Origin of the sequence: Cytobacillus depressus, from assembly GCF_008923245.1 — a bacterium.
Lineage (GTDB): Bacteria > Bacillota > Bacilli > Bacillales > Cytobacillaceae > Cytobacillus > Cytobacillus depressus.
Map to the genome: position 1 here is coordinate 351,809 of NZ_WBOS01000004.1, position 16,302 is coordinate 368,110.

At 36.9% G+C, this 16,302-nt stretch carries 14 protein-coding genes; 12 read left to right on the forward strand and 2 right to left on the reverse strand.

The annotated features are described in order from the left end of the window. Positions 1–36: 36 nt before the first annotated feature. Positions 37–1,458 (reverse strand): sigma-54 interaction domain-containing protein, encoded by a 1,422-nt coding sequence (locus F7731_RS12405; RefSeq protein WP_151535088.1) that lies wholly within the window; start codon positions 1,456–1,458, stop codon positions 37–39. Positions 1,459–1,755: 297 nt separating this feature from the next. Between F7731_RS12405 and F7731_RS12410 the strand changes: the two genes are divergently transcribed. The 8 genes from F7731_RS12410 (at position 1,756) to F7731_RS12445 (ending at position 11,411) form a co-directional block, all read left to right on the forward strand. Continuing rightward, positions 1,756–2,931 (forward strand): aminotransferase A, encoded by a 1,176-nt coding sequence (locus F7731_RS12410; RefSeq protein WP_151535089.1) that lies wholly within the window; start codon positions 1,756–1,758, stop codon positions 2,929–2,931. A 1-nt stretch (position 2,932) separates the two neighbouring features. Continuing rightward, positions 2,933–3,133, forward strand: coding sequence for a DUF3311 domain-containing protein (locus F7731_RS12415; RefSeq protein ID WP_151535090.1), 201 nt, complete (start codon positions 2,933–2,935; stop codon positions 3,131–3,133). Continuing rightward, the gene (locus F7731_RS12420) at positions 3,130–4,608 is read left to right on the forward strand and encodes a sodium:solute symporter family protein (protein WP_151535091.1); all 1,479 of its coding nucleotides are present in this window, start codon (positions 3,130–3,132) and stop codon (positions 4,606–4,608) included. Before F7731_RS12415 ends, F7731_RS12420 begins: the two co-directional genes overlap by 4 nt. A gap of 1 nt (position 4,609) precedes the next feature. Further along, positions 4,610–5,725 (forward strand): M20 metallopeptidase family protein, encoded by a 1,116-nt coding sequence (locus tag F7731_RS12425; RefSeq protein ID WP_151535092.1) that lies wholly within the window; start codon positions 4,610–4,612, stop codon positions 5,723–5,725. 226 nt (positions 5,726–5,951) lie between these two features. Then, a complete protein-coding gene (gene uvsE, locus F7731_RS12430) occupies positions 5,952–6,917 on the forward strand; it encodes a UV DNA damage repair endonuclease UvsE (protein ID WP_151535093.1) in 966 nt (321 codons plus the stop codon). A gap of 121 nt (positions 6,918–7,038) precedes the next feature. Continuing rightward, positions 7,039–8,214, forward strand: a complete 1,176-nt coding sequence (locus F7731_RS12435; protein ID WP_151535094.1) for a sulfite reductase subunit alpha — start codon at positions 7,039–7,041, stop codon at positions 8,212–8,214. A 688-nt stretch (positions 8,215–8,902) separates the two neighbouring features. Then, positions 8,903–10,141 (forward strand): serine/threonine transporter SstT, encoded by a 1,239-nt coding sequence (sstT, locus tag F7731_RS12440; protein ID WP_151535095.1) that lies wholly within the window; start codon positions 8,903–8,905, stop codon positions 10,139–10,141. Between the two features lie 772 nt (positions 10,142–10,913). Further along, positions 10,914–11,411: a YehS family protein gene (locus F7731_RS12445; protein ID WP_151535096.1), complete on the forward strand. Its 498-nt coding sequence runs from the start codon at positions 10,914–10,916 to the stop codon at positions 11,409–11,411. Between the two features lie 216 nt (positions 11,412–11,627). Here F7731_RS12445 and F7731_RS12450 read toward each other — a convergent pair whose 3' ends face one another. Beyond that, a complete protein-coding gene (locus F7731_RS12450; protein WP_151535097.1) occupies positions 11,628–12,320 on the reverse strand; it encodes a DUF899 domain-containing protein in 693 nt (230 codons plus the stop codon). Positions 12,321–12,555: 235 nt separating this feature from the next. Here F7731_RS12450 and F7731_RS12455 point away from each other — a divergent pair, with 235 nt between their 5' ends. From F7731_RS12455 to F7731_RS12470, 4 genes are all read left to right on the forward strand, one after another. Continuing rightward, positions 12,556–13,263 (forward strand): M48 family metallopeptidase, encoded by a 708-nt coding sequence (locus F7731_RS12455; RefSeq protein ID WP_151535098.1) that lies wholly within the window; start codon positions 12,556–12,558, stop codon positions 13,261–13,263. Positions 13,264–13,431: 168 nt separating this feature from the next. Continuing rightward, entirely contained in the window at positions 13,432–13,803 is a 372-nt protein-coding gene (locus F7731_RS12460; protein ID WP_151535099.1) for a VOC family protein, read from the forward strand. 66 nt (positions 13,804–13,869) lie between these two features. Continuing rightward, on the forward strand, positions 13,870–14,265 hold the full coding sequence (locus tag F7731_RS12465) for a VOC family protein (protein ID WP_151535100.1): 396 nt from the start codon (positions 13,870–13,872) through the stop codon (positions 14,263–14,265). Positions 14,266–14,596: 331 nt separating this feature from the next. After that, positions 14,597–16,069 carry an alanine/glycine:cation symporter family protein gene (locus F7731_RS12470; RefSeq protein WP_151535101.1) on the forward strand — a complete coding sequence of 491 codons (1,473 nt, stop codon included), beginning with the start codon at positions 14,597–14,599 and terminating at the stop codon, positions 16,067–16,069. Positions 16,070–16,302: the final 233 nt, after the last annotated feature.

Below are 16,302 nucleotides of genomic sequence, written 5' to 3' on the forward strand. Positions count from 1 at the left end.
TTAAAACACTAGGGGATAGGCACCTTTTTTCAAAAACTACTCCTCAACCAATTCCTTCGCATCACTTATTTTCAAATTGTATTTTTTTAACCGACGAATGATATAGGATTGAGATACACCGAGTTGTTTTGCGGTTTTCCAAGTGCTATTCGTTTCGTTATAGGTTTTTATTAAAATGCTTTTTTCAATCTGATCTAAATAGATTGGTAAACTCACTTCTTCTAAGTTTTGAAGGAGTATTTGTTGAGACTGCTGAAGGGGGAAGTCGCTTGGTAAATTATTTATATCAATTTTTGGTCCATCAGATGTAATTACCAATCGTTCCATTAAATTTTCAAGTTCACGAATATTTCCTTCCCACCGGTAATTGTATAAGGCATCCATTAAGTTTTTGGATAATGTATGTTGACGGCCATACTTTTTGTTAAATTTACTTAAATAAAAATTCAATAGTGGGATGATATCTTCTTTTCTTTCACGTAAAGGTGCAATATTCATAGGAACGACGTTTAGACGATAGAATAAGTCTTTACGAAATGTTCCTTCTTTGACCCGTTCCATTAAATTTACATTGGTAGCTGCAATAATTCGTACATCCGCTTGTTGTACTTTGTTATCCCCAATCATTCGATATGTCTTGTTTTGTAAAAATTGCAGAAGCTTTGATTGTAGATGAAGAGGGATTTCCCCGATTTCGTCTAAAAGCAAAGTTCCCTGATCAGCCGTTGCAATTAAACCGATTTTTCCATTCGCATTGGCCCCTGTAAATGCCCCTTTTTTGTACCCAAATAATTCAGATTCAATGAGAGATTCTGGAATTGCACTGCAGTCTAAATGAATAAAGGGTTTATTATTACGACTACTAAGCTGATGAATTCGATAGGCGAAGGCTGTTTTTCCAACCCCTGTTTCTCCAGTTAAGAGAATGGTTGTATCAATATCAGCAATCTTTTGAGCCCACTCAGAAATATAATGAGCAGCTTTACTTTTTCCGACATAGAAATCTTCATCTTGCTGATTCTTTTGCAAGATTAGTTGGCGAATTTGCTGTTTATATAGTTGTAATATTGATTCAATTTTTTCTAATTCCTTCGTTTGATTAATAGCTGGGGATAATTGTCTTCCATGTGTAACGATATATTGAATTTCCCCGTTTTCGTCTTGAATATAGTCACCAGAAACGAGCACGTGATCATTATTTTGAGTGATTTGGGTAGTACTGACAAACTGTTTTTGTTCGATGACAAGCCTTGCGATAGAAGGTGAAAATAAACCTTGTTTTTCCATTTCAAAAACGTTTTTTCCAACCAACTCGCCGATTGAAAAATAATCATAAGCTGCTTGATTCACCCACAATACATTCCCGTTTTTTTCGTTAATCCAAATAGGATCTTTTAAAGTATTAATAATCTTTAAAAGCATTTGTCCATTTAATTGTTGTAAGATCCTTGCTGTCAAAATGCTCCCCCCAATCTTAAGTCACTTCTACATTCCCGAAAAATTTTTAAACGTTCAGTATTTTTGATTCATAACCGACTCATTTTGAACCCATTTATAAGAGATTATAGCATAATAGAAACGTTTTTTTACATTTTTCGACACTAAATGAATCTTATTAGAATCAATAAGTCAGAATCGAATTGTTAATTTAATGTAAAGTTTTTAGAAAGTACCGATTTGTCGGTGTTTTAAAATTGGCATGATTTTTGCATATTATCGAAGTATACTAAAATTTTAGGAAAAGGGGAGAGAACTATGGATCACTTACTTAGCAAGACCGTAAAAAATATTAAAATTTCTGCTATTCGTGACATTGGAAACAAAGTAGCAAATGATCCGTCGATCATTAACTTTACAATTGGACAACCAGATTTTATTACACCGGATTCTATTTTAGAAGCAGGAAAACGTGCAATTGAAGCATGTAAAACTGGTTATACACATAATGCAGGTGTACTTGAACTTAGACAAGCAGCGTCTGACTTTGTAAAAAGACGTTACCAACTAAATTATCGCCCAGAAGATGAAATTCTAATTACAATGGGCGCAAGTGAAGCGCTAGATATTGCCTTCCGCACAATTTTGGAGCCTGGTGATGAAGTTATTTTACCAGCACCTATTTATCCAGGTTATGAACCACTTATTCGTATGTGCTATGCAACACCTGTGTTTGTGGATACTCGTAAAAATAATTGTAAAATCTCTGCAAAATTAATTGAAGAAAACTTAACAGAAAAAACAAAATGTGTTGTTTTACCGTATCCATCAAACCCTACTGGTGCTATTTTAAATGCTGAAGAATTAGAGAAAATAGCAAACCTGCTAAGAGGGAAAGACATTTTTATTATTTCGGATGAAATATACAGTGAACTAACATATGGATTGAAACATATTTCAATCGCTTCAATCCCAGAAATGAAAGAGCAATGCATCGTCATAAACGGTTTATCAAAGTCCCATGCGATGACAGGCTGGAGAATTGGCTACACATTAGCTCCTGCTTATATAACAGAGGAAATGTTCAAAGTTCATGCGTATAACTGTGTATGTGCAAGTTCTATTAGTCAATACGCTGCCATCGAGGCATTAAAAAACGATTTACCAGAAGTCGAAGAAATGCGCCAAGCATATGAAAAGCGACGTAACTATGCTTATCAATGTATAACGGATATGGGTTTAGAAGCAATTAAACCTGATGGTGCGTTTTATTTATTTGTTTCAGTTGAAAAGACTGGTTTAAGTTCGCATGAATTTACCAACCAACTTGTAGAGGAAGCGAAAGTGGCAGTCATTCCGGGCTATGGCTTTTCTGAATATGGCGAAGGGTATATCCGTATTTCGTATGCATGTTCAATGGAAAACCTGGAAGAGGGCATGAAGCGTATGAAACAGTTTGTACAAAGTTTATTAAAAGCAGAGGAGGTTTTTTAATTTGAAACCATTATATTTTCTAGCATTTATTCCGGTTGTGGGCTTCCTTATAGGTGTACCTTTAATGAATCGGATTGAACCTTATGTATTAGGACTGCCTTTTTCAATGTTTTGGATTGTTTTGTGCGTCCTTTTAAGTTCATTAACTATATGGGTGATGTACAGACTTGATCAACATGATGAGGAGGAAGGTGCAGAATGAATATTTCTTTAACGATTATGATTGCCGTTGTTATCGTTTGTATATATTGGGCGATAAAAGCAGGCAGAGGGAAAAATGAGAATATGGAAGAATGGGCATTAGGTGGACGAGGCATGGGTGCTATCGTTACGTTCTTCTTATTAGCAGGGGAATTTTTTACCGCCTTTTCTTTAACTGGGTTAGTCGGGCTAGCCTATAATAGCGGAATTGCGACTCTTTATATCATGTCATATATCTCGATCGCCTGTATTATTGGCTATTTTCTATTACCAAAAATTAGACGTTATAGTAAAAAGCATAATCTCATTTCACAAGGTGACTTTTTTGAGAAAAAATATCATAGTCCGTTTTTAGGGAAGCTTATTACAATCGTAGGAGCTATTGCCATTATCCCAACGATTGTAATGGCATTAAAAGGAATGGGCCTGATTGTTTCTGTCGCATCTTACGGGGCAATATCTGCTACCACGGCCATTTGGTTTGGAAGTATTATTGTCTTAATCTATACATTAATTTCCGGACTTCATGGCTCGTCACGTGTAGCCTTGATTAAGGACCTTCTTATGTTTGGTGTACTTGTATTTTTAGGTCTTTACTTCCCATTCCATTATTATGATGGTGTTGGATCAATGATTAAACAAGTTGCTGAGGTTAAGCCTCAAGTATTGTTATTTCCAGAGACAGGTTTAAGTCTTGTATGGTATGTCTCTACTGTCTTATTAATGTGTTTAGGGTTATATCTTTGGCCAAATTCATTTTTATCGACTTATGCAGCGAAAAATGACAAAGCCCTTCGTAAAAATACGATGTTAATGCCGTTATATTCATTGATGCAGCTATTTGCATGTCTTGTGGGATTAACGGCGATATTAGCGATTCCGACTCTATCAGGAGCGGAAAGTGATTTGGCTTTAATTAATTTAGTTTTTGAAACATTTGATCCATGGTTTGTCGGATTCATTGGAGCAGCAGGATTACTGGCATCTTTAGTACCGTGTTCTGTTGCGCTCATTACAATAGGTTCAATGATAACCTCTAATATTTATATGCCGTTGAAGCCAAACACTTCAGTTCGTAAGCAAATGAATATTGCCCGTCTTTTTGCAACCGTTGCAGCGATTATTAGCTTGTACGCATCATTACATTCACACGGTGCCATCGTGTTCTTGCAATTAATTAGCTATAACTTTATTATGCAGCTATTCCCAGCTCTTATTTTTAGCTTACAGAAGAGAACCTTCGTTACGAAACAAGGGGTTATTAGTGGGATTGTCGTTGGTGTATCTTTAGCATTATACTCAGCAGCGACAGGTACAACGGTGGCAACATTATTCCCGAACTTGCCTTCATTTATTTTAGACATTAACAATGGTTTATATATGTTAATCATAAATGCAATTGTAACGGTAGCTGTCAGTCTGATCACTAAAAAAACAACAGCTGAGGCTATCATTTTAGAAAGGAGAATTGGATAAAATGAAACCTCAAAATTATGAATTGGCAAAAAAGCTACGGCACGAATTGCACCAGCATCCTGAACTTTCAAACGAAGAAGTTTGGACAAAACAACATTTAATGGAGTTTCTGGAAGCGAATACAAATTTACGAATTGTCGATAAAGGAAATTGGTTCTATGCGATATATCAAGCTGGAACAGATAAGCCAAATATTGCTTTCCGTGCGGATTTTGACGCACTTCCGATGGATGAAGTCATCGAACTGCCATGGGCTTCTCGATTCCCTGGAAAAGCACATAAATGTGGGCATGATGGCCACTCAGCAACGCTAGCAGGATTTGCGCTTGAAATCGATCAAGAGGGTGCAGATAAAAATATCTTTTTCCTCTTCCAACCCGCTGAAGAAACAGGGGATGGTGCTATTCAATGTGTTGAATTCATTAAAGAACACAATATTGATGAAATTTATGCCTATCATAATATGAGTGGCCTCCCTTACAAAACTGTAGGGATTATAGATGGAACGATCATGTGTGCATCTAAAGGGATGACGATCCATCTGGAAGGCGCTCCTACCCATGCTAGTCAGCCAGAAAAGGGAATCAATCCATCCTTTGCAATCGGTCATATTCTCGGAGCCATTCCTGAATTAACTTCTCCGGAAAAAAATAAAGGCCTTGTCCTATGCACAGTTGTCCAAATCGATGTAGGTGAAAAAGCTTTTGGTATTGCTGCATCAAAAGGAGATCTTCGTATGACCATCCGTGCTCTTTACGAAGAAGAACTGGAGCGTCTTCAAGAAAACCTTGAAAACTTTGCAAAAGCGCAGGCAGAAGAGTTCGGATTAAAAGTAAGTTTTCAATACAATGATGAATTCCCGGAAACGTTCAATCATAAAGAAAGTGCAGATAAAATTCGATTAGTTGCAAAAGCGAAGGGAATGGAATTAGTTGAAATAAAAGAAGCATTCCGTGGCTCAGAAGACTTTGGACACTTTACAAAGTTAACAAAAGGAGCCTATTGCTTTATTGGAAATGGGGAAGATTATCCCCATGTTCATACACATAAGTATGACTTCCGCGATGAACTTATTGAATCGGGTGTTGAACTATTTAAGGGGTTAGCAAGCTTGTAATTTTGCACAACACGTTGTATCACGGGAAAACTTATAAAAAATAATTTGGATTAAACGATGAAGGGGCTAATCAGCTCCTTTTTATGTTTTCAAAAATCGCAACACTTATCCATTTGAGAAAAAACTTCTTCAGCCCGTTTTCATCATATTTTTTTAAAATTACTTAATACTATTAAAGATTACTTATGGTGAAAATTTATTGAAATACAATGGATGAGGTAGAAAAATGACGATTGTACGTCTCGGTTATGTTGCTATGAGCATGGAATTAAAAAATGCTTCACCCTCACAAACGATGACATTTGCGCAATTTCAGAAAATCGAGGATCGGGAAGCGGCTATTCGTAAATTGGAGCGAATTTCGCTTTCGAATTTAGAACATACATTACGAATTTTAAAGCATAATGCTGCTTCAAACATTCATTTTTATCGTTTAACGTCCCGAATCATTCCTTTGGCCAATCATAAAGAGCTTCCTGATTGGGATTATTTGAAGCCGCTGCGTAAAAAACTACGTGAAATTGGCGATTATGCTAAAGAACATGACATGAGAATTGATTTTCATCCCGATCACTTTGTTCTTATTAATTCCATGAAGAAAGAGATTTTAATAAATTCTATAAAAACGCTGAAGATGCATTATTTATTATTAAAAGGAATGGGAATTGATCCGTCTCATCGCTGCGTTATGCATGTAGGCGGCAATTATAAGGAGACAGAAGCATCGCTTGAACGTTTTGTAGAGAATTGGATGGACGTCCCAAGATCCATTCAAAAAATGATTATGCTTGAAAACGACGATACTTCATTTACGCTAGAGGATACCCTTTATTTATGCGAAAAGCTGGACATACCGCTTGTTTTCGATTATCATCATCACCTCGCTCATCATCGAATTGTAGATTGGGAAATTCATTGGCACCGAGTCATTCAAACGTGGAAACATTCTCCTCTACCTATAAAAATGCATATTTCCAGTCCAAAAAGCGAAGAGGCCTTTCGACATCATGCTGACAATGTCGATGTGAATATGTTCTTTCAGTTTTTAAAAGAAATTAAAGGCAGCGTTCCGCAAATTGACTGCATGATTGAAGCAAAAAGAAAAGACGAGGCTCTTTTTCGTTTAATAGATGAAATAAAAGCGAGAGATGATGTGGAAATTATTGATGGCTCTTCATTTTATTTAAAATGATTGCGCATTTGGGGACAGGCATCTTTGTTTCAAAAATCTAACCAATGTGTGACAAAAAACAAATATGTTTTCCACGCGATATGTTATGCTAGGTATATATTCCTTTTGGAGGTAAAGAGATATGGAAAGTACTTTAGAAAACCCTATGATTACCAAAAGTGACAAACCGCAATTTTCAAGGACCAATCCATTTCAAGCAAAGGTTCTTAAAAATATTAATTTAAATGGAACAGATTCTAGCAAGGAAACAAGGCATTTAGAGCTTTCATTAAAAGGTTCTGGCCTTTCCTATGTTCCAGGTGATGCACTTGGTATTGTCCCAGAAAATGATCCAGAACTTGTAGCTTCTCTTATAAAGGAAATGGGCTGGAATGAAGAAGAAATTGTCTCTGTCGGAAAGCTAGAGGAAACGCTGCCATTGAAGGCGGCGCTCTCAACCTATTGTGAAATTACCCTTTTGACGAAGAAAATTTTACAGCAGGCAGCAGCATTCACGGAAAATGAAGAATTGCAAAAGCTAATATTGCTTGAAAATGCTGGTGAGCTTAAAGAGTATTGTTATGGTCGCGATTTAATAGATATGCTGCGCGATTTCGGTCCTTGGAAGGCATCTGCCCAAGAGATCGTCTCGCTACTTAGAAAAATGACGCCCCGACTTTATTCGATTGCAAGCAGCATTGCCGCTCATCCAGATGAAGTTCATCTAACGATTGGTGCTGTCCGCTACACTTCCTATGGACGTGACCGAAAAGGAGTTTGTTCAGTGCAATGTTCTGAGCGTGTTCTAGAGGGAGATACGCTCGCAGTCTTTGTTCAAGCGAATAAACACTTTTATTTGCCAGAGTCTGGGGAGACAGATATTATCATGGTTGGCCCTGGGACAGGGATTGCCCCATTCCGTTCTTTTATCGAGGAACGTGCAGTGAATAAAGGTACTGGTCGTACATGGTTATTTTTTGGAGACCAGCATGCAGCAACGGACTTCCTTTATGAAGATGAATTGAAAAAATATCAACAAGATGAAGTATTAACAAAACTTGATACTGCCTTCTCTCGTGATTCAGATCAAAAAGTTTATGTACAGCATAAAATGCTTGAATATAGTAAAGAATTGTTTGAATGGATGAATAGTGGTGCTTATTTCTACGTTTGTGGAGATAAGGAACGTATGGCGAAAGACGTCAACGATACGCTCGTCACCGTTATTGAAAAAGAAGGTGCAATGACTCGCGATGAAGCGGAAGCATACTTAAAGGATCTGCAGAAGCAAGGACGTTATCAGCGTGATGTATATTAAATAAGACCAGTGTCCCTTCGTTTCCCATGGAACGGAGGGGCACTTTTTTAAATTAAATGATAAGTATTAGCCCGGGGGCACTAATTCTTTGAAGAATAATCCCCTTTATCTCTGAATAACTTCCCCAATCTAACAAAATCTAAGGAAGGATACAGATGATAGTTTTTTCCAAATGTTAAATTAAAATACTTTACTTAAGATGCGGCCGAACGACCATCCAACCGCATCTTTTTATAATAAAAAGTGTATTATTTAATAAAAATGTTATACTAATTAAATCATTCGCGCGCTTAAAAAATTCTCTTAAAATAGTGATCAACCCTTATATAATCAAGGGTTTTTATTACTGGGCCTCAAATTTATTTGAACATTCAACCAATTGGTAATTGTTTAAATTAAAATAACGATATTGTGCTATACTAAAAAAGTCTTTATAATACTTTTCATAGGAAAGACAAGTGTATATGTGGAGTGGAACTTTTAGGAATGTTATATATCAGAAATAGCTCTCCTTAAACTCTATCCAATTTGTGATCTCCTATATAGATGACCTTTTGGCAATCATATTATCTATTAATTAAATAGTCATCTACCTTCATACGTAGCTATTTTTAATAGACACTTCCATCTATTAAAAATGAACATCTCGATATAAACAATATCGCAAATTTAAAATTGGAGGAAATCTATGAAAAGCTTAATGAAAAAGTGGAATCAATTGAGCCTAGTAAAACAAATCATTGTTGGTTTGGTTATTGGTGTTGTCTTAGCTTTAACGATTCCAGATGCAGCAAAACCGATTGTCATTTTTGGCTCTTTATTTGTAGGTGCTTTGAAAGCAATTGCACCTGTGTTAGTACTATTTTTGGTAATGTCAGCTATTGCTCAGCACAAAAGTGGTCAGCAAACGAATATGAAATCCGTTATCATTCTTTATCTTTTAGGAACATTTTTAGCTGGCTTAATTGCTGTTATTGTTAGTTTTATTTTCCCTGTAGGCTTAACGCTTGTTAAGGGTGCTGAGGATGTGACACCTCCTAGCGGTGTTGTTGAGGTTCTTAAGTCCTTGCTGCTGAACGTTGTTGATAACCCAGTGAAGGCGATTTTTAATGCGAACTATATCGGAATTTTAGCTTGGGCTATTCTCCTTGGAGTAGCTTTAAAAAATGCCGCTGATTCGACAAAAACTATGATTACCAATTTTTCTGATGCTGTTGCTAAAATAGTTACATGGGTTATTAAGTTGGCACCATTAGGAATTATGGGTCTAGTATTTGAGTCTATTACTACAAGTGGACTTGATTCTTTACTAAGCTATGGGAAATTACTTGTCATCTTAATTGGTTGTATGCTTTTCGTAGCGTTAGTTGTTAATCCGCTCATTGTGTTTGTGTATATTAAGCAAAACCCATTCCCGCTTGTTTTTAAGTGCCTGAAGGAAAGCGGAATTACAGCATTCTTTACACGTAGCTCAGCTGCTAACATTCCTGTGAATATGAAATTATGTGAAAACCTTGGTTTAAATAAGGATAGTTATTCCGTTTCGATTCCATTAGGTGCGACAATCAACATGGCAGGTGCCGCTGTTACGATTTCTGTATTGACTCTTGCTGCGGTTCATACGCTTGGCATTCATGTTGATATACCAACTGCGATCATTCTTAGCGTATTGTCAGCTGTGTGTGCTTGTGGTGCCTCAGGTGTTGCTGGCGGATCCTTATTACTGATTCCTCTAGCTTGTAGCTTATTTGGAATCCCGAATGAAGTGGCTATGCAAGTAGTTGGAGTAGGCTTTATCATCGGTGTTATACAAGACTCAGTTGAAACAGCTATTAACTCATCAACTGACGTGCTTTTCACAGCTGCTGCAGAATATAAAGAATGGCGTAAAGAAGGAAAAACAATAGAAATTAAAAAAGTAGCATAAAGAATTTGTAAATGAACTGCATCCCAATGCTAGAACCGGGATGCAGTTTTTATTATGAAAAACGACTACATGTATTAAATAATACATCCATCGGTGAAGACAATTAGTTTTGATATAAAATAAAAAAACGGGGACATCCATCGGCATATATTAGGCTTTTTTCAAGGCATGTTTGAAAAAAATACATTAACCGTGTTCAAACGGACACTTTGTAGATTTGTAGAAGCGAACTGTCCGTTATCAGAGCTCTAACGGACACTTTGAAGATTTGTAGAAGTGAAGTGTCCGTTATCAGTGCTCAAACGGACACTTTGTAGATTTGTAGAAGTGAAGTGTCCGTTATCAGTACCCTAACGGACACTTTGTAGGTTTGTAGAAGCGAACTGTCCGTTATCATCGTTCAAACGGGCAGTTTTCTAAGGTCACTGCTCAAAAGTATTACTATGAGCTCGTCATAGCACGTGTTTTCAAAGATTCCCACCCCGAACAATCACTATGATTGTTTCATAACGTATATTTTAAAAAATCCCCGTTAAAACGCTCACCATGACCGCTTCAAATATTTAGCGCGTGCCTCTTAGCACGATAATACATAGTATGTCGGGGGTCAGGTATTTTTTTTGACCCCTAGTATAGGTAACTTCCCGATTGGTAGTTGCCTATTTACTTTTTGAAATCTGAATTACGTTGAGGTATATTAGATTAGTCAATTGGTCAGTACTTGGTTGTGGGACAGAGGATTGACGTTAATTTTTTTATTTGGAGGACTATTGTGGAAAATAACGATATATTAATTCGATTGAGATATGCGCAAGAAATTAAAAATAAAGAAATGGTAGAGATCTTTAAGCTTGGTGGAGTAGATGTAACAGTCCCAGAAGTAATAAAGATTCTCACAAAATCAGACGAGTATGATGACGAAAGTGACGATCAAATAAAATGTAATAACAGTATGTTAGATTCATTTTTAAATGGTTTTATTATTTATAAAAGAGGAAAACAGGAGCCCAAACCAGGGCAGCCGGATACGCCAGAACCGTCTATAAATAAAAGTGCAAATGTTAATAATCTCCTGTTAAAGAAAGTAAAAATAGCATTAGCATTAACGACAGAGGATATGCTGGATATATTCGAAAATGCAGGAATCACGGTTACAAAAGGGGAACTCGGCGCTTTATTAAGAAAAGAAGGGCATAAGAATTATAAAGAGTGCGGAGATAAATTTGCCCGGAATTTCTTAAAAGGATTGGCAATCAAATACAGGGGATAAACCTTAAAACCGATGATGCCACATACACTCTGGACATGTGGAGTGCTGTTCAATACTCGTAAGCAAAAGGAAAATAAGATTTAACAGTGAATAAGAGCCTTTTGGATTAAAAAGGCTCTTTAATTTGCATTTGTGAAGGGTTCACTAACGTCTCAGTTTAGTTCAACACGAAAAACATCCTTAATGCAAAAAAAGTGAGGTACTCCCCGCTTATTTTTAAATTTTTGGAACATATTGATCATGATGCCGTAGTCCACGGTCGTCCTGTCGACCTTTCGGAACCAAATCAAGAAACTGATATGTAATATTCATCATGTCAATGCCACGGGCGTATGTCGAGTATGTATGAAATATATTTTCTTCTTCATCTTTGTAAAAAACGCTCACACCTTCTCTGTCAGTACTCATAGGGTTCTGCAGTGTATAGTTGTAGAATGCATGTTTGTTCTCTACTTCCTCTTCGGTAAAAGATGCTTGAAAATCATAATTAAAATCCGTATGCCCCGATGAATACCAAGGAAATGTCCATCCCATTCGTTTTTTGAATTCATTCAACTTTTCTAAAGGAGCCCGGGAAATACAGACAAAAGAGACATCACGGTGAGATAAGTGTGGAATCATCCCACTATAATGATCTGCCCAAAAAGAACAATGTTTGCAGCCTTGATCCCAACTAGGATCGAACATGAAATGGTACACAATTAGTTGACTTCTACCAGCAAATAAGTCTGCTAATGACATCTTACCGCTGGGACCGTCAAATGTGTAATACTTGCTGACGGCTTCCCATGGGAGATCTCGTCGTTGCTGCGTGAGTTCATCACGCAACTTCGTGAATTCCTTTTCTTTCTTTAGTAGTTCTTTTCTTGCTTCGATCCATTCATTCCTTGGCAGAACTTTATGATCCATAACAACACCTCATTATCTTGTTTTCCCAATTATTCTTTCCAATCTCGATTATGTCATCCTTTTTCCTCTTCCTACGAAAAAACAATAGAGATCAGCAAAGTAACATAAAGAATTTGTGATTTAACTGTATCCCAATTGTTAGAATCGGCTAAACAATAGGATGCAGTTTTTTTATGAAAAAGGGTGTGTTTGTACTAAGTCCGTATTAAAGTATAAAATAGGGGACGGTGATTAAATGATACATACCTACTCAGGTGAGACAATTAGTTTTGATATAAAATATAAAAAGCGGACATCCATTGGTATTTATATAGACTATTATGGAAATATTGAAATTCAGGCTCCGAAAGGGACAACCAATGAAAGTGTAGTTCAATTAATAGAAGAAAAATGGGACTTAATTCAGCAGAAAACAAAAGAAATGAAGGACAGATTGCTTGGTCCTAAGGAAAGGGACTATGCTCATGATGAGAGCTTTCTTTATTTAGGAGGTTCATATCCCATACAGATCCATCATGATCGTAATATAACGCAGGACTATGTTGTGTTTGAAGGAGATAGGTTACATATTTATGTGAAACAGTTAGAGGATGAAAAGATAAAGCAAGCTTTAAAACGATTTTATTATCAGCAGTGTAAAGCTATAGTGGAAAAGAGTATCTCCTCTTATCAAAACAACTTTAAAGTGAAACCACGTTCTATCCGAATTTCTGATAGTAAAACTACGTGGGGCACCTGTGATTCAAAACTGCAGTTAACCTTCAATTGGAAGCTGGCAATGGCACCACGAAAAGTAATTGACTACGTAGTCGTACATGAAATGTGCCATATGGTGCATCTGAATCATGATCGATCCTTCTGGCGCCTCGTTGGAAAAATAATGCCTGATTATAAGGAACAGGAAAAATGGCTGGCATTATCAAGTTGGAAAATGACAGTATAGACATGATTGAAAAGAATATTCAGTTGAAAATACTATAAACCTAATAGAATTCTTGCTTGTTATCCTAATGTTCAGTATAGTCTAATTACATACTAGTAATCGAGTGAAGAAATGATTAGTTAGGGGAGTTAAAAAATTTTTTAAAGTCATTTTGAGAGGAGAAAGAATATGAGTATTGGAGCGTTTTCTGTTAGTTTGACGGTAAAAGATATTAAAGCTTCAAAATCATTTTATGAGAAACTTGGGTTTCACGTTTTTGGTGGAAATATCGATCAAAACTGGTTAATCATGAAAAATGAAGACGCTGTAATTGGTCTGTTTCAAGGTATGTTTGAAAAGAATATATTAACCTTTAATCCTGGATGGGACAATAATGCTGAGGAGATAAATCCTTTTAAGGATGTTAGAGTGTTACAAGAGGAACTGAGAGAAAAGGGAATAAACTTTATTCAGGAAGCGAATTTGGCTACTGAAGGCCCTAGCAGCTTTATGATTAAGGATCCAGATGGAAATCTAATCCTTGTCGATCAACACAGGTAGAAAGAAAATTTAATATATCCATTCAAGAGTGCAGTACAATCTATTGAAAATATTAGGAGGCTAATGATGGGACGAGTAGTTCATTTTGAGATTCATGTAAATAATATGGAACAGGCAAAAGCATTTTATAGAGAGGTATTTGGCTGGACATTTCAAGACTGGAGCGAATATGCAGGAATGCCTTACTTTGGAGTAGTGACAGGAAGTGAAGATGAACTTGGAATCAATGGTGCTCTAATGCAGCGGCAAAGTGCTTCACCTGAAGTAAATCAAGGACTAAATGCATATGTTTGTACAATTGGTGTTGAGAATTATGATGAATCGGAAGCTAAAATCATTAAGAATGGCGGAAAAGTTGCCATGGCAAAATATGCTTTGCCAGGAATGGCTTGGCAAGGATATTATTTTGATACAGAGGGCAATATTTTCGGGTTACATCAGCCTGATGTTAATGCTGAATAAGGTAATTCTAAAATTGGATCATTTAGAATAAATCTGGCTAAGGTGCCTGACTCAATCGTGGTTATGCTTTAATACACGGGGGTCAGGCATCTTTTTATTATCTGGAAAAAATAACTATTCGAAAAGAATAGTAAAAATATTCAAGTGTTATATTTTGTAAATCAATAGTGTTTATGCTGTGAACAGCAGTTATAAGAATAACCTGCATGTAGAGGAGAAAAAAAGTAGGTTATTTTTCCTGTTTTTAATAAAAAAAAGATTGTCTTATTTTTTAATATAATTTATACTTCGAATATGAATAATATTCTGAAACATAAAAAGGGGGATTTTTATGATTGATCAAATTGTTGATACCGTTAACGGGTTGCTGTGGAGCCCCGTATTGGTAGGTTTCATTGTTTTATGCGGTTTGTATTTTAGTTTTCGCACCAGATTCCTGCAGATTCGCCACTTCAAAGAAATGGTTAAACTCGTGGCCTCAGGGAAGGGTTCCGATGCGGGGGTTTCTTCGTTTCAGGCATTAGCGATGTCTTTATCAGGCCGTATCGGCGTAGGAAATATCGCTGGAACCGCAACAGGTATTGCTTTTGGAGGACCAGGTGCCGTCTTTTGGATGTGGGTCATTACCTTTATCGGTGCATCTTCAGCTTTTGTGGAGTCGACTCTTGCTCAAATCTATAAAGAAAAGCAAGATGGCGAGTATCGTGGTGGTCCTGCATTCTATATTGAAAAGGGACTTGGCTGGAAATGGTTTGCGGTAGTTTTCGCAGTGGCAACTCTGTTTGCAATGGCTGTCTTGATGCCAGGAATTCAGGCAAATTCAATTGCAGATGGCGTTAAAAACGCTTTTGGTCTTGATAATAAAATCACCGGTTTTATCGTTGTTGCACTTATTGGTTTTACTATTTTTGGTGGTGTTAAGCGTATCGCTAGAGTTGCAGAATTGATCGTTCCATTTATGGCAGCCGGTTATGTGTTACTCGCACTTGCAATCATAGGGGTTAACATTGGAGAAGTTCCAGCAGTATTTGCTCTAATTTTTAAAAGCGCTTTCGGAGCTCAAGAAATGTTTGGTGGTATTATTGGCTCAGCTATTATGTGGGGAGTAAAACGTGGTCTTTATGCGAATGAAGCTGGACAAGGTACTGGTGCTCACCCAGCAGCGGCAGCCGAGGTTTCCCACCCTGCAAAGCAAGGTCTTGTGCAAGCGTTTTCAATTTATTTGGATGTATTCTTAGTTGTTACAGCGACTGCAATGATGATTTTATTTACACAACAATACAATGTTATCGATGAAAAAACTGGGGGAGTAATAACTGAAAACCTTCCAGGAGTTGAACCTGGAGCTGGTTACACTCAAGCGGCTGTTGATACGCTTATTCCAGGATTCGGTGCAGGATTTGTTGCCATTGCCTTATTCTTCTTTGCCTTTACGACCATTTATGCTTATTACTATATCGCAGAGACAAACCTTGCATATCTAGTACGTGGTAAATTCAGGGGAATTGCTTTTGTTGCACTAAAAATCATCCTTTTAGGTTCCATTTTCTATGGATCAATAAAAACTGCAAAAACAGCATGGGCAATGGGCGATATCGGACTCGGAATTATGGTATGGCTGAACTTAATTGCGATTCTATTGTTATTTAAACCAGCGGCTATTGCTTTAAAGGATTACGAAGAGCAGCTTAAGGAAGGTAAAGATCCAGAATTCAATTCAACTAAATATGGAATTAAGAATGCGGATTTCTGGGCTAATGGTTATAAAAGTCCTGAAAATAAGGAAAGGGATAAAGTATCATAAAGTGAAACTTCATTTAGTGGGGGGGTTCTTTCATCCCCCCACTGAATGTTAGTTGAACTTATCGGGCCTTTACGGGCAGTTGATCTCCCACCTAAACTTCCTCGATTCATCTAAAGCCTTTGAGATGGGAGTCTTACTGCCCGTTAATCTGCGATAAATTGAACTTCTATCCGAGTAGTTCCTTCAAATAGTTAGTTATATCAGAAAAGCACCAGCTCTAGTAGCTGGTGCTT